This is a genomic window from Streptomyces vietnamensis, assembly GCF_000830005.1.
Taxonomy (GTDB): domain Bacteria; phylum Actinomycetota; class Actinomycetes; order Streptomycetales; family Streptomycetaceae; genus Streptomyces; species Streptomyces vietnamensis.
The window spans coordinates 6,771,000-6,791,800 of the sequence record NZ_CP010407.1 but is presented as its reverse complement, the minus strand read 5'-3'; the positions used below and the strand labels follow the sequence as shown (position 1 = coordinate 6,791,800).

General features: G+C 72.5%; 25 protein-coding genes. 6 read left to right on the top strand and 19 right to left on the bottom strand.

Going from position 1 to position 20,801, the window contains the following annotated elements; translation table 11 throughout:
• Nucleotides 1-10: 10 nt before the first annotated feature.
• From SVTN_RS30485 to SVTN_RS30470, 4 genes are all read right to left on the bottom strand, one after another.
• A complete protein-coding gene (locus tag SVTN_RS30485) occupies nt 11-796 on the bottom strand; it encodes an ATP-binding cassette domain-containing protein (RefSeq protein ID WP_041131977.1) in 786 nt (261 codons plus the stop codon).
• Entirely contained in the window at nt 793-1,848 is a 1,056-nt protein-coding gene (locus SVTN_RS30480) for an ABC transporter permease (RefSeq protein ID WP_041131976.1), read from the bottom strand. The genes SVTN_RS30485 and SVTN_RS30480 overlap by 4 nt, the downstream gene beginning before the upstream one ends.
• A complete protein-coding gene (locus SVTN_RS30475) occupies nt 1,845-2,864 on the bottom strand; it encodes a sugar ABC transporter substrate-binding protein (RefSeq protein WP_041131975.1) in 1,020 nt (339 codons plus the stop codon). Before SVTN_RS30475 ends, SVTN_RS30480 begins: the two co-directional genes overlap by 4 nt.
• A gap of 88 nt (nt 2,865-2,952) precedes the next feature.
• Nucleotides 2,953-3,672 (bottom strand): GntR family transcriptional regulator, encoded by a 720-nt coding sequence (locus SVTN_RS30470; RefSeq protein WP_041131974.1) that lies wholly within the window; start codon nt 3,670-3,672, stop codon nt 2,953-2,955.
• Between the two features lie 153 nt (nt 3,673-3,825).
• Between SVTN_RS30470 and SVTN_RS30465 the strand changes: the two genes are divergently transcribed.
• Complete coding sequence (locus SVTN_RS30465; RefSeq protein WP_041131973.1) at nt 3,826-4,812, top strand: Gfo/Idh/MocA family protein; 987 nt, start codon at nt 3,826-3,828, stop codon at nt 4,810-4,812.
• Nucleotides 4,813-4,892: 80 nt separating this feature from the next.
• On the opposite strand, the gene SVTN_RS30460 is transcribed toward SVTN_RS30465, so the two are convergent.
• The 3 genes from SVTN_RS30460 to SVTN_RS30450 are packed head-to-tail and all read right to left on the bottom strand — an operon-like array spanning nt 4,893 to nt 7,971.
• Nucleotides 4,893-6,071 carry a cytochrome P450 family protein gene (locus SVTN_RS30460; protein WP_041131972.1) on the bottom strand — a complete coding sequence of 393 codons (1,179 nt, stop codon included), beginning with the start codon at nt 6,069-6,071 and terminating at the stop codon, nt 4,893-4,895.
• 17 nt (nt 6,072-6,088) lie between these two features.
• Nucleotides 6,089-6,763: a response regulator transcription factor gene (locus SVTN_RS30455; protein ID WP_041131971.1), complete on the bottom strand. Its 675-nt coding sequence runs from the start codon at nt 6,761-6,763 to the stop codon at nt 6,089-6,091.
• Entirely contained in the window at nt 6,760-7,971 is a 1,212-nt protein-coding gene (locus SVTN_RS30450) for a sensor histidine kinase (protein WP_041131970.1), read from the bottom strand. Before SVTN_RS30450 ends, SVTN_RS30455 begins: the two co-directional genes overlap by 4 nt.
• A gap of 146 nt (nt 7,972-8,117) precedes the next feature.
• On the opposite strand from SVTN_RS30450, the gene SVTN_RS30445 reads away from it, so the two are divergent.
• On the top strand, nt 8,118-8,339 hold the full coding sequence (locus SVTN_RS30445; RefSeq protein ID WP_041131969.1) for a hypothetical protein: 222 nt from the start codon (nt 8,118-8,120) through the stop codon (nt 8,337-8,339).
• Between the two features lie 17 nt (nt 8,340-8,356).
• Here the strand turns inward: SVTN_RS30445 and SVTN_RS30440 are convergent, their stop codons facing one another.
• The 3 genes from SVTN_RS30440 to SVTN_RS30430 all read right to left on the bottom strand — a co-directional run bounded on the left by SVTN_RS30440 (nt 8,357) and on the right by SVTN_RS30430 (nt 10,384).
• Nucleotides 8,357-8,716, bottom strand: a complete 360-nt coding sequence (locus SVTN_RS30440) for a hypothetical protein (protein ID WP_041131968.1) — start codon at nt 8,714-8,716, stop codon at nt 8,357-8,359.
• 11 nt (nt 8,717-8,727) lie between these two features.
• Nucleotides 8,728-9,660: a DMT family transporter gene (locus SVTN_RS30435; RefSeq protein ID WP_041131967.1), complete on the bottom strand. Its 933-nt coding sequence runs from the start codon at nt 9,658-9,660 to the stop codon at nt 8,728-8,730.
• A 115-nt stretch (nt 9,661-9,775) separates the two neighbouring features.
• A complete protein-coding gene (locus SVTN_RS30430) occupies nt 9,776-10,384 on the bottom strand; it encodes a dihydrofolate reductase family protein (RefSeq protein ID WP_041131966.1) in 609 nt (202 codons plus the stop codon).
• A 171-nt stretch (nt 10,385-10,555) separates the two neighbouring features.
• On the opposite strand from SVTN_RS30430, the gene SVTN_RS30425 reads away from it, so the two are divergent.
• Entirely contained in the window at nt 10,556-11,296 is a 741-nt protein-coding gene (locus SVTN_RS30425; protein ID WP_041131965.1) for an SDR family NAD(P)-dependent oxidoreductase, read from the top strand.
• 118 nt (nt 11,297-11,414) lie between these two features.
• Here the strand turns inward: SVTN_RS30425 and alc are convergent, their stop codons facing one another.
• Complete coding sequence (gene alc, locus SVTN_RS30420; RefSeq protein WP_041131964.1) at nt 11,415-12,527, bottom strand: allantoicase; 1,113 nt, start codon at nt 12,525-12,527, stop codon at nt 11,415-11,417.
• A gap of 1 nt (nt 12,528) precedes the next feature.
• Nucleotides 12,529-13,863 carry an allantoinase AllB gene (gene allB / locus SVTN_RS30415; protein ID WP_041131963.1) on the bottom strand — a complete coding sequence of 445 codons (1,335 nt, stop codon included), beginning with the start codon at nt 13,861-13,863 and terminating at the stop codon, nt 12,529-12,531.
• 328 nt (nt 13,864-14,191) lie between these two features.
• Here allB and SVTN_RS30410 point away from each other — a divergent pair, with 328 nt between their 5' ends.
• Complete coding sequence (locus SVTN_RS30410) at nt 14,192-14,998, top strand: IclR family transcriptional regulator (protein WP_041131962.1); 807 nt, start codon at nt 14,192-14,194, stop codon at nt 14,996-14,998.
• A gap of 103 nt (nt 14,999-15,101) precedes the next feature.
• On the opposite strand, the gene SVTN_RS30405 is transcribed toward SVTN_RS30410, so the two are convergent.
• Entirely contained in the window at nt 15,102-15,782 is a 681-nt protein-coding gene (locus SVTN_RS30405) for an ABC transporter ATP-binding protein (RefSeq protein WP_041131961.1), read from the bottom strand.
• Entirely contained in the window at nt 15,779-16,858 is a 1,080-nt protein-coding gene (locus SVTN_RS30400; RefSeq protein WP_041134400.1) for an ABC transporter permease, read from the bottom strand. Before SVTN_RS30400 ends, SVTN_RS30405 begins: the two co-directional genes overlap by 4 nt.
• Before the next feature lie 111 nt (nt 16,859-16,969).
• Here SVTN_RS30400 and SVTN_RS30395 point away from each other — a divergent pair, with 111 nt between their 5' ends.
• Together SVTN_RS30395 and SVTN_RS30390 are read left to right on the top strand one after the other, a co-directional pair.
• Nucleotides 16,970-18,130 (top strand): sensor histidine kinase, encoded by a 1,161-nt coding sequence (locus SVTN_RS30395; RefSeq protein ID WP_041131960.1) that lies wholly within the window; start codon nt 16,970-16,972, stop codon nt 18,128-18,130.
• A gap of 3 nt (nt 18,131-18,133) precedes the next feature.
• Nucleotides 18,134-18,760, top strand: coding sequence for a response regulator (locus tag SVTN_RS30390; protein WP_041131959.1), 627 nt, complete (start codon nt 18,134-18,136; stop codon nt 18,758-18,760).
• On the opposite strand, the gene SVTN_RS30385 is transcribed toward SVTN_RS30390, so the two are convergent.
• The 5 genes from SVTN_RS30385 to SVTN_RS30365 form a co-directional block, all read right to left on the bottom strand.
• Nucleotides 18,750-18,974 (bottom strand): hypothetical protein, encoded by a 225-nt coding sequence (locus tag SVTN_RS30385; RefSeq protein ID WP_041131958.1) that lies wholly within the window; start codon nt 18,972-18,974, stop codon nt 18,750-18,752. The two genes, SVTN_RS30390 and SVTN_RS30385, sit on opposite strands and share 11 nt — an antisense overlap.
• 115 nt (nt 18,975-19,089) lie before the next feature.
• Nucleotides 19,090-19,560, bottom strand: coding sequence for an amphi-Trp domain-containing protein (locus SVTN_RS42505; protein ID WP_078908562.1), 471 nt, complete (start codon nt 19,558-19,560; stop codon nt 19,090-19,092).
• Nucleotides 19,557-20,000: a DUF7144 family membrane protein gene (locus tag SVTN_RS30375; protein ID WP_041131957.1), complete on the bottom strand. Its 444-nt coding sequence runs from the start codon at nt 19,998-20,000 to the stop codon at nt 19,557-19,559. The genes SVTN_RS42505 and SVTN_RS30375 overlap by 4 nt, the downstream gene beginning before the upstream one ends.
• A gap of 28 nt (nt 20,001-20,028) precedes the next feature.
• Nucleotides 20,029-20,490 (bottom strand): SHOCT domain-containing protein, encoded by a 462-nt coding sequence (locus SVTN_RS30370; RefSeq protein ID WP_041131956.1) that lies wholly within the window; start codon nt 20,488-20,490, stop codon nt 20,029-20,031.
• A gap of 58 nt (nt 20,491-20,548) precedes the next feature.
• On the bottom strand, nt 20,549-20,746 hold the full coding sequence (locus SVTN_RS30365) for a hypothetical protein (RefSeq protein ID WP_030693005.1): 198 nt from the start codon (nt 20,744-20,746) through the stop codon (nt 20,549-20,551).
• Nucleotides 20,747-20,801 lie beyond the last annotated feature (55 nt).

Below are 20,801 nucleotides of genomic sequence, written 5' to 3'. Positions count from 1 at the left end.
CAAGGGGCCGTTACGTGCCGGTCGGCCGCTCCAGCTCGTGGCGCAGGTCCTCCAGCTCGCTGCCGCCCGCCATCTGCCGGGTCAACTCGTCGAGGGTGACGGATTCCTTGGTGTGGCTCGCCGCCATGACGCCCCGCTTGAGGAGGACGAACCGGTCGCCGACGAGGTAGGCGTGGTGCGGGTTGTGCGTGATGAGGACCACGCCGAGACCCTGGTCACGGGCGGCGGCGACGTACTTCAGGACGACGCCGGACTGCTTGACGCCGAGCGCGGCGGTCGGCTCGTCGAGGACGAGGACCTTGGCGCCGAAGTGGACGGCGCGGGCGATGGCCACGCACTGGCGCTCGCCGCCGGAGAGGGTGCCGATGGGCTGGTCGACGTCACGCAGGTCGATGCCCATGCGGAGCAGCGCCTCGCGGGTCGTCGTCCGCATCTGCTCGACGTCGAGGCGCTTGAAGGGGCCCTTGCCCTTCGTGGGCTCGGAGCCGAGGAAGAAGTTCCGCCAGACCGGCATGAGGGGGACGACGGCGAGGTCCTGGTAGACGGTGGCGATGCCCCGGTCGAGGGCGTCGCGCGGGTTGGCCAGGGCGACCTCCTCGCCCTCGATGCGGAAGGTTCCGGCGTCGTGCCGGTGGAGGCCGGCGACGATCTTGATGAGGGTGGACTTGCCGGCGCCGTTGTCGCCGAGGACGCAGGAGATCTCGCCCGCGCGGACCTCCAGGGAGACCCCTTCGAGGGCGCGGATGTTGCCGTAGTACTTGCTGACGTCGGCCAGCTCCACCAGCGGAGTGGTCATTTCGTGGCCTCCACGCGCTTGCGGATCCAGGCGTTCAGAAGGGTCGCGAGGAGCAGCATCGCGCCCAGGAAGAACTTGAACCAGTCCGGGTTCCACTCGGCGTACACGATGCCCTTGCTGGTCATGCCGAAGATGAGGGCGCCGACCGCCGAGCCGATGGCCGAGCCGTATCCGCCGGTGATCAGGCAGCCGCCGATGACGGCCGCGATGATGTAGATCAGCTCGTTGCCGACGCCTTCGCCCGACTGGACGACGTCGAAGGAGAAGAGCAGGTGCTGGCCGGAGATCCAGGCGCAGAAGGCCACGCCCATGTAGAGGCCGATCTTCGTGCGGTAGACGGGGACGCCGACCGCGCGGGCCGCGTCGGCGCCGCCGCCGACGGCGAAGATCCAGTTGCCGAAGCGGGTGCGGAGCAGGATCCAGGTGGCGAGCGCGACGAGGGCGAGCCACCACAGGATGGTGACCTTGAACTCGACGCCGCCGATCGTCCACTCCGAGGCGAAGAGCTTCTTGGCGGAGGGGAAGCCCTCCATGTCGGCGATGCTCTTGGTGGAGACGGTGCCGCTGATCAGCTTGGTGAGGCCCAGGTTCAGGCCGGTCAGCATGAGGAAGGTGCCGAGCGTGATGATGAAGCTGGGCAGCTTGGTGCGGGTCAGCATGAAGCCGTTGAAGGCGCCGATCGCGAGGGTGACGAGCAGCGAGACGCCGACGCCGACCCAGACGTTCGCCGTCATCTGGTAGCTGAACATCGAGGACACGAGCGCGGAGCTGGTGACCAGGACACCGGCGGAGAGGTCGAACTCGCCGCCGATCATCAGCAGGGCGACCGGGACGGCCATGATGCCGATGGTGGAGGCCGCGTAGAGGACGGTGCCGAGGCTGGAGGGCTTGAGGAAGCTGTCGGCGACCACCGCGAAGAAGGCGAAGACGGCGATCGCGCCGACGACCGAGCCGAGCTCGGGGCGGGCGAGCAGCTTCTTCAGCGGGGTGGTGCGGAGGAGCCGTTCGTCGACGTGGTCGACGCCGTCCGAGGGCGGGGCGGTGGAGCTCATCGGGTGCCCCGATCCGCGTACTGCTTCAGCGCGGCGGCCTGGTCCTTGGTGATGATCTGGGGGCCGGTCAGGACCGGCTTGCCGCCGCCGAGGACGTCGGCGTTGTAGCGGTAGAGCCAGAGCAGGTCGACGGCCTCGTAGCCCTGGAGGTAGGGCTGCTGGTCGACGGCGAAGCCGAGGGTGCCGGCCTCCAGGGCGCTCGCGACCTTGGCGTTGAGGTCGAAGGTGTCGACCTCGGCCTTGCTGCCGGCGCTCTTCGCGGCCTGGACGGCGGTGTCGGCGAAGGGGGCGCCGAGGGTGACGACGGCGTCGACCGCCTTGTCGGACTGGAGCTTGGCCTCGATGGAGGCCTTGACGTCGGGCATGTTGGTGCCGTCGACGTACAGGTTCACGAGCTCTCCGTCGAAGGTCTTCTTCACGCCGGCGCAGCGCTGCTCGTGGCCGACGTTGCCCTGCTCGTGCAGGACGCAGAGGGCCTTCTTCTTGCCGCGCTTGTCGAGCTCCTCGCCGACGGCCTCGCCGGCGACGGTCTCGTCCTGGCCGATGTGGGTGAGCGCCCCGTAGGCCTTGGACTGCTCGGCGCCCGAGTTCACGGTGATCACCGGGATGCCGGCCTTGACGGCCTTCTCGACGGCGGCCTTCATGGCGTCGGGCTTGGCGAGGGTGACGATCAGTCCGTCGACGCCCTTGGCGACGTACGAGTCGATCAGCTGCGCCTGCTGCTGGGCCTCGTCGTTGTGGGCGTACAGGAAGTTGATGTTGTCCTTCGCGGCGGCCTGCTTGGCGCCCTTCTGGACGATGTCCCAGAAGGTGTCGCCGTCGCCCGAGTGGGTCACCATGGCGAAGGTCCACCGGGGGGTGTCGACGGCCGCCCTGCCCTGGGCCTCGGCGGCCTTCCGGGCGTCCTCCGCCCGCTTGCCGCCGGTGCTGCTGCACCCGGCGAGCGCCGCGGTGAGTGCGAGGGCGAGGACGGCGCCGACTGCGGCGCGTACCCCTCCTGTCCGAAGCCTGGTCACGGGACCGTGCCCTCCTTTGTGTCCTTCTGCGTGCATTGCAGTATCGGTCATGCGGGTCTTGGCACTGGTCAGGGGCCCCCTCGAGTGGCTACGGACGGACCATCAGCTGGAACTCGAAGGAGTAGCGGGTCGCCCGGTAGAGGTGGGAGCCGTACTCGACGGCGCGTCCGGTGTCGTCGAAGGTGACGCGCTCCATGGTGAGCAGCGGCGCGCCCTCCGGTTCGTCGAGGAGCGCGGCCTCCTCGGCGGTCGCGGCGCGGGCGCCGACGGCCTGCCGGGCGCTGTGCAGGGTGAGCGCGGCGGAGCGGAGCATGCGGTAGAGGCCGGTGGTCTCCAGCTGTTCGGTGTCGGGCTCGACGATCCCGGCGGGGAGGTGGTTGCAGAGGTACGCCATGGGCTCGCCGTGCGCGGTACGGAGCCGTTCGAGGTAGCGGACCTCGGTGCCCTCCGGTACGCCGAGGGCGGCCGCGACCGGTCCCGCGGCGGATTCGAGACGGTTGACCAGGACCCGGGTGGCGGGGCGCTGCCCGGCGGCGGCGAGGTCGTCGTACAGGCTGCTGAGCTCCATCGGGCGGCGGACCCTGCTGTGCACGACCTGGGTGCCGACGCCCCGGCGGCGGACCAGGAGGCCCTTGTCGACGAGGGTCTGGATGGCCTGGCGGACGGTGGGCCGGGAGAGGCCCAGACGGGTGGCGAGGTCGATCTCGTTGCCGAGGAGCGTGCCCGGGGTCAGCGTCCCGTTCTCCACGGCGCTCTCCAGCTGCCGGGCGAGCTGGAAGTAGAGCGGAACCGGACTGGTGCGGTCCACGGAGAGCGGGGGCAGGGGGGATCCGGACTGCTTGGACACGGGGGGAGCGTAGCCCGGGGCGCTGAGGACAGGAAGCTGATGACGGGAAGTCGTGACGTCCGGTTGTCCTGACAAATCCTTGACACTCGGGGCACCGGACTCCACGGTGGGGCCATGCGCATCGGACTCATCGGTACGGGACGGATCGGGAGCTTCCACGCGGGGGTGCTGGCCCGGCACCCGGAGATCGAGTCGCTGGTGGTGGCGGACGTGGACGCCGTCCGGGCGGCCGGCGTGGCGGGGGCGCTCGGGGCGGAGGTGGCGCCGGACGTGGACGCGCTGCTCGGGCACGCCCTGGACGCCGTGGTGATCGCCTCGGCGACGGCCGCGCACGCGGAGCTGATCGCCCGCGCCGCCGGGGCGGGCCTGCCGGCCTTCTGCGAGAAGCCGATCGCCCTGGACGTGCCGGGGACCCTCGCCGCGCTCGACGCGGTGGCGGAGGCCGGCACGGTGCTCCAACTGGGGTTCATGCGCCGCTTCGACGCGGGGTACCTGGCCGCGCGGGAGGCCGTGCGGTCGGGGCGGCTCGGCCGGCTGCACACCGTACGGGCGGTCACCTCCGACCCGGAGCCGCCGCCCGCCACGTACCTGCCGCTCTCCGGCGGTCTCTTCCGCGACTGTCTCGTGCACGACTTCGACATCGTCCGCTGGGTGACCGGGCGGGAGGTCGTCGAGGTGTACGCGACGGGCTCCGACGCGGGCCCGGCCATGTTCCGGGAGGCGGGCGACGTGGACACGGCCGCGGCCGTGCTCACCCTGGACGACGGCACGCTGGTGACGGCGACCGCGACCCGGTGCAACGGCGCCGGGTACGACGTCCGCATGGAACTGGCGGGCGAGCGGGACCAGATCGTGGTGGGCCTGGACGACCGGTCCCCGCTCGCCTCGGTGGAACCGCAGGGCCCGCCCGCACCCGAGAAGCCCTGGCCCGGCTTCCTCGAGCGGTTCGCCCCCGCGTACGAGGCGGAGCTGGACGCCTTCGTGCGCCTGGTGCGCGGCGAGGCGCCCAACCCCTGTGACGGCCGGGAGGCCCTGGCGGCGCTCCGGATCGCCGAGGCGTGCGAGCGCTCGCGGCGGGAGCGGCGGCCGGTGGCCCTCTAGGGCCTGTCCGACCATTCGCGTCGGGTCCGGCCCGCCCGGCCTGATCCCACGGGAATGGTCGGACAGGCCCTAGACCCGGGTCACCACCGGACCGGGAGGCGTCGGACGCCTCGCATGAGGAGGCCCTGCAGCCACTCCCAGGGCTCGGCCTCGGGGTCGAGTTCGAGCCGGGGGAAGCGGTCCAGGAGCGTCCGGAGGGCGATCCTGCCCTCCAGGCGGGCGAGCGGGGCGCCCAGGCAGTAGTGGATGCCGTGGCCGAAGGCGAGGTGGCCCCTGGTGTCGCGGCGGATGTCGAAGCGGTCGGGCTCGGGGAAGCGGGCCGGGTCCCGGTCGAGCGCGCCGATCGCCACCAGGACGCTCTGCCCCGCCGGGATGACGGTGTCGCCGATGGTGACGGGCTCCGCGGTGAAGCGGAAGGTGCCGGTCTCCACCGGCCCGTCGTACCGCAGGGACTCCTCGATCGCCCCGTCGAGGAGGCTCGGGTCGGCGCGCAGGGCGGCGAGCTGCTCGGGGTGGGTGAGCAGGTTGCGCACGGTGTTGGAGATCAGGTTGACGGTGGTCTCGTGGCCCGCGATGAGCAGCAGGTAGGCCATGGCGCGGAGTTCGGGTCCGGAGAGCCGGTCGCCGTCCTCGGCGCGGGCGGCGATCAGGCCGGAGAGCAGGTCGTCGGCGGGTCCTGCGGCCCGCTTGTCCTCGATGAGCCCGTCGAGGTAGCCGCCGAAGCCCTCCAGGGCGTCGAGGATGCCGCGCTCGCCGGTCGGGGTGACGAGCTCGTTCGACCAGCCGCGGAAGGTCTCGCGGTCCTCGGCGGGGACGCCGAGCAGCTCGCAGATGACGGTGATCGGCAGCGGGAACGCGTAGGCGTCGACGAGGTCGGCACGGCCGGCCGGTTCCATGGCGTCGGCGAGTTCGTGGGTGAGCCGCTCGATGCGGGGGCGCAGGCTCTCGACCCGGCGGCCGGTGAACTCCGCCGTGACCAGGCGGCGCAGCCGGGTGTGGTCGGGGGCGTCCGCGGCGAGGAGGTGGACGCCGATGATGTCCTCCTCCGGCGGCCGGACGCCGATGACGGACGGGGACTTGGCGAGCCGGGGATCGGTGAGCGCCGCGCGCCCTTCCTCGTGACCGACGACCAGCCAGAACTGGTAGCCGTCGGGCATCCGTACCTCGTGGACGGGACCTGCTTCACGGAGCTTGGCGTAGTAGGGGTACGGGTTCGCGGTGAAGTCCGCGCCGTACTCCCCCAGTTCGATGACGGACATCGAAGAAGACTATCCGACTAGTCGCTTTCCTCCGTGTCGACGAGGCCCGCGTCATGGACGAGGAGTGCGATCTGGACACGGTTGTTGAGGCCGAGCTTGGCGAGGATCCGGGAGACGTGGGCCTTGACCGTGGGGACGCCCATGTACAGCTCGGCGGCGATCTCGGCGTTGGACCGGCCGTGCCCGACGGAGACGGCCACCTCCCGCTCGCGGTCGGCGAGTTCGGCGAGGCGGGCGGCGGCCGTGGCGCGCCGCGGCCGTTCCGGCTGCCGCTCCACGACGTGGGTCATGAGCTGGCGGGTGACGGCCGGGGAGAGGACGGGGTCGCCCGCGGCGACCCGGCGGACCGCGGCGACGATCTCGGCGGGCGGGGTGTCCTTCAGCACGAAGCCGGCGGCACCGGCCCGCAGGGCGCGCAGCACCTGCTCGTCGGCGTGGAAGGTGGTGAGGACGACGACCTCGGGGGCGCCGGGGAGGGCGCGGAGGCGTTCGGTGGCGGTGAGGCCGTCCACGTGGGGCATGCGGATGTCCATGAGGACGACGTCCGGGGCGTGCCGGGCGACGAGTTCGGGGACCTCGCGGCCGTCGGCGCCCTCGCCGACGATCTCGAGGTCGTCGGCGCCGCCGAGCATGAGGGTGAGGCCCGCGCGGACCAGGGGGTCGTCGTCGACGATCAGCAGCCGGATGGTCATGGGGGCCACGGTAGCCAGGCGTGCAGGGCGAATCCGCCGTCGGGAGCGGGGCCGTGCTCCATCCGGCCGCCGGCGAGGGCGGCGCGTTCGGTGAGGCCGATGAGGCCCTGGCCGGAGCCGGGGACGTGGGGCACGGGGCCCGCGGGGGCCGGGTTGTGGATGTCGACGGTGAGGCCTTCGCCGGGCTGGCCGCGGACGGTGACGGTGACCGTGGTGCCGGGGGCGTGCTTGCGGGCGTTGGTGAGGGCCTCCTGCGCGATGCGGTAGACGGTGCGGCCGGTGGCGGCGGGCACCGCGGCCGGGTCGTCGACGGTGGTGTCGAGGACGACGTCGGCACCGGCCTCGCGGGACTCGTCGACCAGCGCGTCGAGGGTGGCGAGGGTGGGCTGGGGCCGGTCGCCGTCGCCGTTCTCGCCGGGAGCGCGCAGGACGCCGATGATCTCGCGGAGGTCCTGGAGGGCTTCGTGGGCGCTGTCGCGGATGACTCCGGCGGCGCGGGCGATCTGCTCGGGCGGGGCGTCCGGCCGGAACTCCAGGGCTCCGGCGTGCACGCTGAGCAGCGTCAGCCGGTGGGCGAGGACGTCGTGCATCTCGCGGGCGATGGCCTCGCGGGCGAGCCGCTGGGCCTGGGCGGCGCGCAGCTCGGCCTCGGACTCGGCGCGGCGGGCCCGTTCCCTGAGGGCTTCGAAGAGCTGGCGGCGGGAGCGGACGAGCATGCCCCAGGCGGTGACGAGGAGGATGAAGACGAAGCCGATGGCGAGGGCGAGGCCGACGTTGATGGTGGGGTCGGGGCGGACGAAGACCTGGGTGACGGAGGCGGCGAGGGCGAGCGCCCCGATCCAGGCGACCTCGCGGAAGGGGCGGCGTACCGCGACGCTGAACAGGCTCGCGAGGACGGCGCCCGCGGCGACCGGGGCGACGGCGCTCACCAGGCAGAGGCCGACGGCGAGTCCCACGGGCCACCGTCGGCGCAGCCAGAGGGCGCAGCAGGCGGCGGCGCCGGCGAGCTGGTCGAGGAGGGTGACGGTCGCGCTGGTGTACTGCGCGCTCGCGTCGGCGGCGAGGAGGCCGACGAGCGCGGCGAGCAGGAAGAGCGTGGTGTCCACGACCCAGTCGCGGGCGGTACGGCGGGGCCGGGACGCTCCGCTCCCGCCCGGTTCGACCAGGTGGGAGGGGAGCAGCCGGTGCTGCCGGTCCGTACGAGTCATGTCCGTAAATGTACGCAGGTCAGGCGCGGTCCACCGGCCGTGCGGGCCGTCCTGCTACGGGAGTCGCGCAGGTCGATACTTTGGTATCGGCCGCCGTGGACGAACGGCGGACGCGGCCGGTCGGCCGTCCTCGCCATGATCGGCTCATGAAGAGGTTTCTTGAGGGTCTCGGTGGACTGCTGCTCGTGGCCGGGGTCGCCGGGGTGATCCGCGAGCTGACGGGCGGCTGGTTCCACTTCATGGGGCTGACCCGGTTCCTCACGGAGAACGTGGGGTTCCTGGAGGGCCGGGAGCTGTTCGCGAACATCGTCGTCGCGGTCCTCGGGCTCGTCCTCGCGATCGCGGGGGGCCGAATAGCGAAGGCGTGATGCGTGCTTCCCGGCGGTCAGGCGCTCGCCTCGTTGAGGCGGGTGACCTCGGCGAGGTGCTCGGCCATGCGGTGGGACACGGAGCCGCTGGTGTAGAGGACGGCGCCGATGACGGCCACGGGCACGGACGCGCCGAGGACGGCGAGGAGTTCGGGCCAGTCGCGCTCCTCGACGCAGCGGCTGTCGTTGTCGTGGAGGTACTCGCTGGTGAACCGGGAGGTGCACTCCCGGCCGTACTCGCCGCTCTGGTAGGGCGTGAAGAGGAGTGCCGCGAGCCAGATCCACAAGAGCACGGCCACGGCGAGGAGTCCGAGTCCCCATGCCCGGGTGCGGCGGGCCCGGGCGCGGAAGTCGATGTCGTACGGCAGTGAGCGCATGGCCGAAGAACCTACCCCGCGTCCTGACCGGCCGTGCGACGGCCCCAACTGGTGCCCGCGAGAACGAGGATCGCGCCCGCGAGGCCGAGGGCGCCGGGGCGGTCGCCGGCGAGGGCGATGCCCGCGGCGGCGGCCCAGAGCGGCTCCGTGCCGAGGAGGAGGCTGACCCGGGACGGGGAGGTGCGGCGGACGGCCCACATCTGGACGAAGAAGGCGAAGAGCGTGCAGAAGACGGAGAGGAAGAGGAGCCCGGCCCACTCGCGCGGGCCGAAGTCGAGGGCCACCGCCCAGGGCGAGGCGCCGGTGCCGGGGAGGGCGGCGATGACGGCGAACACGGCGACGGCGGAGCCGAGCTGGACGGTGGTGAGGGAGAGCGAGTCGGCCGACCGGACCGCCTTGATCCGGGACATGGCCAGGACGTGGACGGTACGGGCGAGGGCGGCGAGCAGCATGAGGAGATCGCCCAGGGAGGGGGTGGTGAAACCCCCTCCCTGGGTCAGCAGGACGACGCCGGCGACGGAGAGCGCGGCGGCGGCGAGGAAGGCGCGGGGCGGCGCGACTCGTGTGACGGCGGCCTCGGCGAGCGGGGTGAAGATCATGGTGAGGCTGATGATCAGGCCCGCGTTGGTGGCGGAGGTGTGGACGACGCCGTACGTCTCCAGGAGGAAGATCCCGCTGAGGATCAGACCGAGGGTGGCGGCGCCGCGCCACTGGGCCGCGCTCAGGGCCCGGAGCCTGTTCCACCCGGCGGCGGCGAGGACGGGCAGCACCACGGCGAACCGCAGCACGAGGACCGCGATGACGGTGTGGCCGGTGGTGATGCCCTTGGCCGCGAGGTAGCTGGCGCCCCAGACGACGGCGACGAGCAGGACGGGCAGGTCGGTGAGCCAGGCGCGGCGCGGGGCGCCGAGGGGTACGGGTGCGGCGATCGACGAAGCGGACATCGCGGGCCGGTTCTCCAACTCTTGAGGTGGGGTGGAGACTTCGACGGCTCGCACTCGGAGCGATCACCGTAACCGGGGCGGACCCGTGGTGGCTACACCATTCCTGCGGTACGGATCAGTAGCTGCCGTAGATGGGGCGACCGGCCAGCTCGTACGTGTGGAGGGCGACGCCCGCGGCGGTGGTGCGCGCGTCGGCGAGGCGGAAGGTGCTGGGGCGGACCCCGTCGGTGAAGAGGCGGCGGCCGGTGCCCAGCACCACGGGGAAGACGTGCAGGTGAAGGGTGTCGATCAGATCGTGGTCGAGGAGCGTGCGGGCGAGGCCGGCGCTGCCGTGCATCTGGATCTCGCCGTCGAGGCGGTCCTTGAGGGCGGCGACCTCCTTGACGACGTCGCCGCGGAGCAGGGTGGTGTTCTCCCAGTCGGCGGAGGTGAGGGTGGTCGTGGCGACGTACTTGGGGAGGTGGTTGAGCTTGGAGGCGACGGGGTCGGCGGGGTCGTCGTGCTTGGGCCAGTAGCCCGAGAAGATGTCGTAGGTGCGGCGGCCGAGGAGGAAGGCGGTCGGCCGGGCGAAGATCTCGGTGATGCGCTGCCCGAAGTCCTCGTCGCCGAACGGCACGGACCAGCCGCCGTGCTCGAAGCCGCCGCTGGGGTCCTCCTCGGGGCCTCCGGGGGCCTGGATGACGCCGTCGAGGGTGAGGAACTGGGTGAGGCTGAGGGTGGCCATGGCGGATGCCCTTTCTGTTCTCCGGACCATCGTGTCTCACCCCTTCCGACTCCACCGCCCCGCAGAAGTCATCGGTGATCGGGTCGGTGTCCGTTTCCCGCCAGCGTCGGGGCGCCCCGCCGACTTTCATTGAACCCGCAACCAATCGGTATCTCTCACGGAGGTTTCGGGATGTCCACGATGAACGGCACGGCGGTCCTGGTGACGGGTGGCAGCCGGGGGATCGGTGCGGCGACGGCGGTGCGGCTGGCCCAGGAGGGCGCCGACGTGGCCTTCACCTACGTCCAGGGCGAGGCGCGGGCCAAGGAGGTCGCCGCGCGGATCGAGGCGGCCGGCCGCAGGGCGCTGCCCCTGCGGGCCGACGCGGCCGACGCCGGGGACGCGGCGGGTGCGGTGGAGTGGGCGGCGGACGCCCTCGGCCGCCTCGACGTGCTGGTGAACAACGTCGGCGCGGGCGTCCTCGGGCCGCTGGAGTCGCTCTCCCTCGCGGACGTGGACCGGGTCCTCGCGGTGAACGTCCGGGCGGCCTTCCTCGCCTCGCAGGCGGCCGCCGCGCGCTTCTCCGAGGGCGGGCGGATCGTCACGATCGGCACCTGCATGACCCAGCGGGTGCCGGGCCCCGGCGGGAGCCTCTACACGATGAGCAAGGCCGCGCTGATCGGCCTGACGAAGGCGCTCGCGCGGGAGCTGGGCGGGCGCGGCATCACGGCGAACATCGTCCACCCCGGCCCCGTCGACACCGACATGAACCCGGCGGACGGGCCGTACGCGGAGGGGCAGGCGGCCATGACGGCGCTCGGCCGCTTCGGCACCCCGGACGAGGTGGCGGCGATGGTCGCCTTCCTGGCGGGGCCCGGCGGGCGGTACGTGACGGGCGCCGAGTTCTCGGTGGACGGCGGGCACGCCGCGTGACCCCGTAGAAACGTGCCCCGTAGAAAGAGGAGGCGCGAGGGCGCACCGGTGCTGTCGGGCCGGTGCGCCCTCGCGGGCCGGGCGGGGTGTCGTACCCGCCCAGTTCAGGGGGAGTCGGCTAGCCGCCGAGCTCCTGGTGGCGGGCGGTCAGCCGCGCCGTACCGGCCTCCGTGAGGGAGCCGAAGAGACGGAGGCGGGAGATGCCGCCGTCCGGGTAGATGTCGATCCGGACGCGGGAGCCGACCGCCGGGGTGTCGAGCACGAACCGGTGGTTGGTGTCGGGCTGGAGGCGGGTCCGGGGCAGGATCTCGGTCCACTCCTCCGAGCCCTCGGCGGCGACGGAGAGGGCGGCCCAGCCGGCGCTGTTGCCCTTGAGGTAGGCGGTGTCGATCTCGACGGCGCGGATCTCGGACTCGGCGACCAGGCCGTAGCGGATCCAGTCGTTGCCCTTGTCGCGGCGGCGGCGGGTCTCCCAGCCGTCGTCCATCTTGCGGGAGCGGCCCGGCTGGATGGTGTTGGTGGCCGGGGAGTAGAAGCGGTCCGAGGCGTCCTCGACCTGGCCGCCGTTCTCCAGGGCGGCGAGGTCGAAGGTGCCGAGGACGCCCAGCCACGCCGGGTCGGGGGCGACCTCGCCGTAGACGCGGAGGCGGGCGATGCCGCCGTCCGGGTGCTGGTTGACGCGCAGGTGCGTGAAGCGCTGCTCGACGTCGACGGCGAAGCCGTTGGCGGCGTGGCCGCCGACCGCGGTGCGCGGGACGAGCGTCGTCCACTTCACGTCGTCGGCGAGGAGCTCCTCGGGCGAGGGCGAGCCGGGCACGGAGGCGGCCTCGACGGAGACGGCCTGCGGGTAGTTGCCGCGGAAGTGGGCGGTGTCGACGACGATGCCGCGGACGACGCCGGGGGCGCCGAGGCGTACGAGGGCCCAGTCGTGGTCGTCCTCGGTGGGGTGCGGCTGCTGGGCGGAGACGCCACGGCGGCGGCGGGTCTCCCAGCCGTCCATGATCTTGCCCTTGTGGCCGAAGTGCTCGGGGTCGAACTCGGCGGCCTCGGGCTTCAGCAGGTTCTCGCGCTCGGCGAAGAACTCGTCGTTGGCCGCGATGACGCCCGCGCCCAGACGCCGGTCCGCGAGGTCCGCGTACTGGGTGAAGGGGAAGTCGGCCGTGCGGTAGTCGGCGTACGGGTCGCCGCCGCCGTAAGGGCTCGCGTCACCGGTGAAGCTCGGTATGGACACGTCAGTTGTTCCTTTCGAGGAGGCGGCCGGTGGGCTCGGTGAGGGTGCCGTGGTCGGCGATCTTCTCGCCGCGCAGCCAGGTGGAGGTGACGACGCCGTCGAGGGTCTTGCCCGCGTAGGCGGTGATCCGGTTGCGGTGCTGGAGGTCGGCCGGGTCGACGGTGAAGGTGGCGTCCGGGGCGAGGACGGCGAAGTCGGCGTCGCGGCCGGCCTCGATGGCGCCCTTGCGGGTCAGTCCGGCGAGCCGGGCCGGGCCCTCGGACATCCAGCGGACGACGTCCTCCAGGGAGTGGCCGCGGCGGCGGGCCTCGGTCCAGATGGCGGGCAGGCCCAGCTGGAGGGAGGAGATGCCGCCCCAGGCGGAGGCGAAGTCCGGGGTCTTCAGGTCGGCGGTGGACGGGGAGTGGTCGGAGACGATGCAGTCGATCGTGCCGTCCGCGAGCCCCTGCCACAGGGCGTCCTGGTTCGAGGCCTCGCGGATGGGCGGGCAGCACTTGAACTCGGTGGCCCCGTCCGGGATCTCCTCGGCGGTGAGCGTGAGGAAGTGCGGACAGGACTCCACGGTGACCTTCACGCCCTCGGCCTTGGCGGCGGCGATGGCCGGCAGCGCGTCGGAGGAGGACAGGTGCAGGACGTGGACGCGGGCGTTGAGCCGGCGGGCCTGGTTGATCAGGTTCTCGATGGCCGTGTTCTCGGCGTCCCGGGGGCGGGAGGCCAGGAAGTCGGCGTACGCGCCGCCGGAGCGCTGCGGGGCGGCCGCCAGGTGGTGGGGGTCCTCGGCGTGCACGATCATCAGGCCGTCGAAGCCGGCGATCTCCGCCAGCGAGGTGGCCAGCTGCTCCTGGTCGAGCTCGGGGAACTCCTCCACCCCGGAGGGGGACAGGAAGCACTTGAAGCCGAAGACGCCGGCGTCGTGGAGGGGGCGCAGGTCCTTGACGTTGTCGGGCAGGGCGCCGCCCCAGAAGCCGACGTCGATGTGGGCCTTGCTGCGGGCGACCTCCTGCTTGACGCGCAGGTGCTGCACGGTGGTGGTCGGGGGCAGCGAGTTGAGCGGCATGTCGAGCAGGGTGGTGATGCCGCCGGCCGCGGCGGCGCGGGTGGCGGTCCAGAAGCCCTCCCACTCGGTGCGACCGGGGTCGTTCACGTGCACGTGGGTGTCGACGAGTCCGGGCAGGACGACGTCGTCGCCGACGTCCTCGAGGCGGGCGCCGGCGGGCACCTCGGCGTCGTACGGCAGCACGGCCGCGATCGTCCCGCCGGAGACGGCGATCGACGCCGGTCGCGTCCCCTCGGGGGTGATGACGCGTGTCGAACGCAGGACCAGGTTGACGTCCACCCGTACCCCTTCTTCATGCACTTCAACGGGAATTTCAACGAACTGTTGAAAAGGAGTCTTCACTTCCGGGCGACGGGTCGTCAAGGGCACACTTCCAGCATCGGCCGTCGGCGAACCCGACTTGGATGTTTCCACAAAGTGGAATGGAAATTCCGTACAGTAGAACGTAGCTCCGCACATGCGGGCCAGACCCGGATCGCTCCGGGCCGTCATCGACACCGGACAAACACCCCCTGACCGGCGCTGACGCCGGTACCGGGACCGTGTGCCCCGGCCGGCGGCCCGGTAGGCTGCTGCCTTGCCCGCCTGCCCCGAAAGGACCGTTGACGTGCCGACGTCCAGCGCCAGCACCACCGACGCCGCCAAGCCCGCCGCGAGCGGGGGCGTCCAGTCCCTTGAGCGCGCCTTCGACCTCCTGGAGCGGATGGCCGACGCCGGGGGCGAGGTCGGGCTGAGCGAGCTCTCCGCCAGCAGCGGACTCCCGCTCCCCACCATCCACCGCCTGATGCGCACCCTCGTCGCCTGCGGCTACGTGCGCCAGCAGCCCAACCGCCGGTACGCGCTCGGCCCCCGGCTCATCCGGCTCGGCGAGTCCGCCTCCCGCCTCCTCGGCACCTGGGCCCGCCCCTACCTGGCGCGGCTCGTCGAGGAGACCGGCGAGACCGCGAACATGGCGCTGCTCGACGGCGACGAGATCGTGTACGTGGCGCAGGTGCCGTCCAAGCACTCGATGCGCATGTTCACCGAGGTCGGCCGCCGGGTCCTGCCGCACTCGACCGGCGTCGGCAAGGCGCTCCTCGCGTACACCCCGGCGGAGGAGGTGCGCGCGCTGCTCGCCCGCACCGGCATGCCGGCCGCGACCGAGAAGACCATCACCACCCCGGAAGGCTTCCTCGACGCGCTCGTCGCGGTCCGCGAGACGGGGTACGCGGTCGACGACAACGAGCAGGAGATAGGAGTCCGCTGCCTCGCGGTCTCCGTACCGGACTCCCCCACCGCGGCGGCCATCTCCATCTCGGGCCCGGCGGGCCGGGTCACCGAGGCGGCCACGGAGAAGATCGTCCCGATCCTCCAGGAAGTGGCCCGCGAGCTGTCGGCGGCCCTGGCGAACACCGCGGGCAACCACCAGGGCTGAGACCGACGCGGGGTCGGGCCTCGACCATGCGGTCGAGGCCCGACCCCGCGGACCCGCTCCCGGTGCGCCCGGTCCGTCGGACGGACCGGGCGCACCGGGCGGTTCAGGCGTCGACCGACTCCGCCAGCCGCCCGTCCTGCACCGTCACGGTGTGGTCGGTGCGGGCCAGGTGCGTGCGGTCGTGGGTGACGAGGACCGTCGCCGTCCCCCGCTCGGCCGTCAGCGTGGCCAGGAGGTCCATGACCGCCGCCCCCCGCTCGTGGTCCAGGGCGCTCGTCGGCTCGTCGACCAGGAGCACGGACGGCTCGTTCATCAGCGCCCGCGCGATGTTCACGCGCTGCCGCTGGCCGCCCGACAGCTGGTGCGGCCGCCGGTGCGCCTGGTCCGCGAGGCCCACCGCGTCGAGGAGGTCCCGCGCCCGGTCGCGTACGGACTTCGGCGGCCGCCCCGACAGATGGGCCATCACCTGGAGCTGCTCCACCGCGCTCAGCGAGGGCAGCAGGTTCGGCTGCTGGAAGACGATCCCGATGTGCTCGCGCCGCAGCTCCGCCTTGGCGGCGGCGGTGAGCTTCCCCGTCTCCGTACCGGCGACGACGACCCGCCCCGAGTCCGGGGTCACCAGGGTGGCGGCGACCGCGAGGAGGCTGGACTTGCCGGAGCCGGACGGGCCGACGACGGCCGTGAGCGTACCGGCGGGGACGGTGAGGGAGACGGCGTCGAGGGCGGTGAGCCGGCCGTCGCCGTCGGGGTAGGTGAGGGTGACGGCGTCGAGGACGAGGCTCATCGGGCGCTCCCGAGGGCGGTGAGGGGGTCGACGGCGGTGATCCGCCGGATGGACAGGGCGGCGCCGAGGACACCGAGGACGACGATCACGGCGGCCGGGCCGAGGACGGTGAGCGGTTCGAGGACGAAGGGCACGTTCCCGCCGCTGACGAGGGCGCCGATGCCGACCGCGAGGGCGGTGCCGAGCCCGGTGCCGGCGGTGAGCATGAGGACGGCCTGCCCGAGGGCGTCCTTGAGGAGGTACGGGGTGGAGGCGCCGAGCGCCTTGAGGACGGCGACGTCACCGCTGCGCTGGATGGTCCAGACGGTGAAGAAGGCTCCTATGACGAGCGCGGAGATGGCGAAGAGGAAGCCGCGCATCAGCTGCAGCGAGCCGTTCTCGGACTGGTAGGACCCTATGGCGGTGAGCGCCCCGTCGAGGGTGCGGGCCTCGGTGCCGGCGGCCTTGTCGCCGGCCGCCCAGTCGACGTCGTCGCCGCCGCTGAGCGCGATGACGGTGGCTTCCTCCCGCGAGGCGGGGCCGCTGTGGCCGAGCTTCTGCCAGTCGTCGAGGGAGGTCCACACCACGGGGGTGTGGCTGTACGAGGCGTCGCCGGAGACCGCGGCGACGGTAACCTCGAGCGGGCCGAGGCGGACGGTGTCGCCGGCCTTCACTGCCAGCTCCTCCGCCGCCGACTCGGACAGGACGGCCTTGCCCGCGCCGACGGTTGCGGGGGCGAGGCCCGCGTCCGGTTCCGTGCCGAAGGCGGAGACGGCGGCGGTGCGGTCCCCGGCGGCGGCGTTGAGGGTACGGATGCCGAGCGGGTCGGCCTCCGTCACGCCGGGCCGCTCCGCCCACCCGCGCCACTGCTCCTCCGTCACCGTCGAGTTGGTGAAGGAGGCCGACTGCCCGGACGGCGGCGCCGCGAAGGCCAGCCGGTCGGCGGGCAGGCCGGTGATCGCGGAGATGTTCTCTCGCGCGAGTCCGGCGGTCAGCCCGGACAGCAGTCCCACGAGCAGGGTGATCAGCACGATCACGGTGCCCATGAGGGTGAAACGCCCCTTGGCGAATCTCAGGTCTCTCCATGCCACGAACATGCTGACCAGAGTGGTCGGCGAGGGCCCCGCGGGCATCGCGCCACGGATGGCTCCGCAATCAAACTTTCGGTTGAGTCCGGATTGTCTCCCGCTGTCTACGCTGGAGGAATCATGGATCCCCGCTCCCTCACCCCCGTTCTCCGCGCCCTGCGCCTCTGCCTGCACCTCCTCATGGCGGGCCTGCTCGTCCTGGCGGCGGTACGGGCGGACTCGACCGCCGGGACGGTGATGGCGGTGGCCATGGGCGCGGTCTACGCGGCGGGCTCGTACCTGCCGTCCGTGCGGGGCTCGCAGCGGGCCGCCGCGGTGTGGCTGGCGGTCCTCGGAGCGTCCTGGCTCGTGCTGCTCTGGCTCACGCCGGAGGCGCTCTGGCTTGCCTTCCCGCTGTACTTCCTCCAGCTGCACCTGCTGCCGGTGCGCTGGTCGCTGCCGACCGTGGTGCTGACGGCGGGCGCGGCGATCCTCTCGTACGTGGGGCACGGCGCCCCGCTCAATCCGGGGGTCTTCATCGGGCCGCTGCTCGGTGCGGCGGTCGCGGTGGCGACGGTCCTCGGCTACGAGGCCCTGTACCGGGAGAGCGAGCGGCGGCGCCGGCTCATCGAGGAGCTGATCGAGACGCGGGCGGAGCTGGCGGCGGCGGAGCGGCACGCGGGGACGCTCGCCGAGCGGGAGCGGCTCGCGCGGGAGATCCACGACACGCTCGCGCAGGGCCTGTCGTCGATCCAGCTGCTGCTGCGGGCGGCCGAGCGGCAGCTTCCGCCGGACTCCCCCGCCGCGGGCCACATCGGCCGGGCGCGCGAGGCGGCGCAGGACAACCTGGCGGAGGCCCGGCGCTTCGTCCGGGCGCTCACGCCGCCGGACCTGGAGCACGGCTCCCTCGCGGGGGCCCTGGAGCGCCTGTGCGAGCCGGGCGGAGCGCCGGGGCCCCGGGTCCGCTTCTCGGTGAGCGGCACGCCGGTGGAGCTGCCGACCCCGTACGAGGTGGCGCTGCTGCGGATCGCGCAGTCGGCGCTCGCGAACACGGTGCGGCACGCGGCGGCCTCGCGGGCCGAGATCACCCTCTCCTTCATGGACGCGTCGGTGACCCTGGACGTGGTCGACGACGGCCTGGGCTTCGACCCCGCTTCCGTACGCCCCTCGTCCGACGGCGGTTTCGGGCTTCCGGCGATGCGCTCGCGGGCGGAGTCGCTGGGCGGCACGTTCACCGTCGAGGCGGCGCCCGGCCAGGGCACCGCCGTCGCCGTCTCCCTTCCCCTCCCCGCTGGAGCCTGAAGCATGACCATCCGACTCCTCCTCGCCGACGACCACCCGGTGGTACGGGCGGGCCTGCGCGCGGTCCTCGACACCGAGCCGGACTTCGCGGTGGTCGCGGAGGCGGCCACGGCCGAGCGCGCGGTGGAGCTGGCCGCCGCCGGCGATGTGGACGTGGTCCTGATGGACCTGCAGTTCGGTGCCGGGATGCACGGCTCGGAGGCGACGGCGGCGATCACGGCGGTCCCGGGCGGGCCGAAGGTGCTGGTCCTGACGACGTACGACACGGACGCGGACATCCTGGCGGCGGTGGAGGCGGGCGCCTCCGGCTACCTCCTGAAGGACGCGCCGCCGGAGGAGCTGGCGGCGGCGGTCCGGACGGCGGCGGCCGGGCAGTCGGCCCTCGCACCGGCGGTGGCGCACCGGCTGATGGACCGGATGCGGACCCCGGCGGAGGCCCTGACCAAGCGGGAGCTGGAGGTCCTCCAGCTGGTGGGCGAGGGCCTGTCGAACCAGCAGATCAGCAAGGCCCTTTTCCTGAGCCAGGCGACCGTGAAGTCCCACCTGGTGCACATCTTCGCGAAGCTGGGCGTGGACTCGCGCACGGCGGCGGTGGCGGCGGCGACGGCGCGCCGGCTGATCAGACGGTGAGGCCGTCGGGCCGGCCCCCGGCCGACGAGTCGGCCCGCGCGGCCATCAGCTCCTGGAAGGACCGCATGCACGACAGACAGTGCCGGTCCGTCCGCATCCCGTCCGCGCCACGGTCGACGGCCTGACCGCAGAGGCTGTTGTCCGCCTGTTTGGCGATCACGTGCCAGACCAGGAGTCCGCTGGAGTCGTCGGGCGCGATGTGCATCTCGTACATGGCGGTCACCCTTCTCGGGGGTCGGGGTTCCCACCCAACTCGTGCCCGGCCGCACCGGCACGGCAGCCAGGTCAAGCGGGTGAAACGAGAACCCCGACCCCGAGCGGGGACCGGCTCACGCGGCCTTCGCGGCGGTGCGCCTGGACTTGGCCGGTGACGTGGCCTTCCGTCTCCGGGCGGCGGGTGCGGGCGACGCGCTCCCGGCCTCGGCCTTCTTCCCCGCCTCGGTCTTCTTCGCCTCGGCCCTCTTCGTCCCGGGCCTGGTCTTCGGCTCGGGTCTGATCTTCTGCTCGGGCTCCGGTTCGGGCGCCTCCGCCTCGTCGGCCTTCCCCTCGGGGGCGGCCGTGTCGCGCGAGCCGGAGCCCGTCCGCCACTTCAGCTCGATCTCCAGCTCGATCTCGCCGTCGTCGACCTCGAACTCCACCTCGCTGCGGAGTTCTTCCGGGACCCGCAGGCTCAGTACGCCGGTGCCCAGCGGAACCTCGGCCTCCTCACCCGCCCTGAGCGCGTCGGCGAGCGCCTCCAGCTGGTCGGCGGCCTCGGTACGGGTCAGGGAGCTCTTCTGCTCGAACTTGAGGTCCTTCACGGCAGCCTCCCGTCGGTGGGACGACCGACGACGTCCTCGCCCCGGTCGACGCACAGGGCCCAGATGATGAACCCGGACATCACGATCACGATGACGGACCACCACGGGTAGTACGGCAGCGACAGGAAGTTGGCGATGATCACGAGCGCGGCGATGCCGATGCCGGTGTACCGCGCCCAGGCTGCCGCCGCGAAGAGTCCGAAGCTGACCAGCACGGCGACGATGCCCAGGCCCAGATGGACCCAGCCCCAACCGGTGAGGTCGAACTGGAAGACGTAGTTGCGCGTGGTGACGAAGACCTCGTCCTCGGCGATGGCCATGATCCCGCGGAAGATGCCGAGCAGTCCCGCGAGGAAGAGCATGACGGCGGCGAACATCCGCAGGCCTCCGGCCCAGGCGTACTTCGCCGATGACGCGGGAGCGGTGTGCGTGGCGTTCATCTCGGTCTCTCCTTCTCCCCGGCCCGTCTCACTGAGGGGCCGTGGTGGTGCCGGCGGGGGTGGACGGACGGTCGTCGTTCAGGACGAGGGCCTTGGCCCGCTGGAACTCCTCCTCGCTGATGTCGCCCCGGGTGCGGAGGTCGGCGAGCCGGTGGAGTTCCTCGGCCCGGCTGGGCCTGCTGCCGCCGCCGGCGGTCTCGCGGACGTAGGCGTCGAAGGCCTGCTGCTTCTCGCGGGCGTGGTCGATCTCGCGGCGGCCCATGCTCTTGCCGCGGGCGATCACGTAGACGAGCACGCCGAGGAACGGCAGCAGGATGACGAACGCCATCCAGCCGGCCTTGCCCCAGCCGCCCAGGGCGTCGTCGCGGAAGATGTCACCGATGATCCGGAAGAGCAGGATGAACCACAGGATCCACAGGAAGAACCACAGCATGGTCCAGAACATGCTCAGCAGCGGATAGTCGTAGGCGAGGTACATCTGTGCGTCCATGTCTCGGCTCCGTTTCCGGTTCCTTCTCCCGCCGGGCTTCCGCCGGGGTCCGTCTCGGTCATTCCGGCAGCCGCCGCAGTTCCACCACGTGCAGTCCGAGGGACTGGAAGCGGGCCAGCAGGCCGTAGAGGTGGGCCTCGTCCACGAGAGGGCCGTACAGCACCGTCTGGCCGGAGATCATCACGTGCTCCAGCTCGGGGAAGGATCCGATCAGCGTCTCCGACATGAGCCCGTCGATCCGGATCTCGTACTGCATGATCTGCCCTTCCCGTGGTGGGGGTGGCTGTCACAGGGCCGGTCGGGCCCTGATG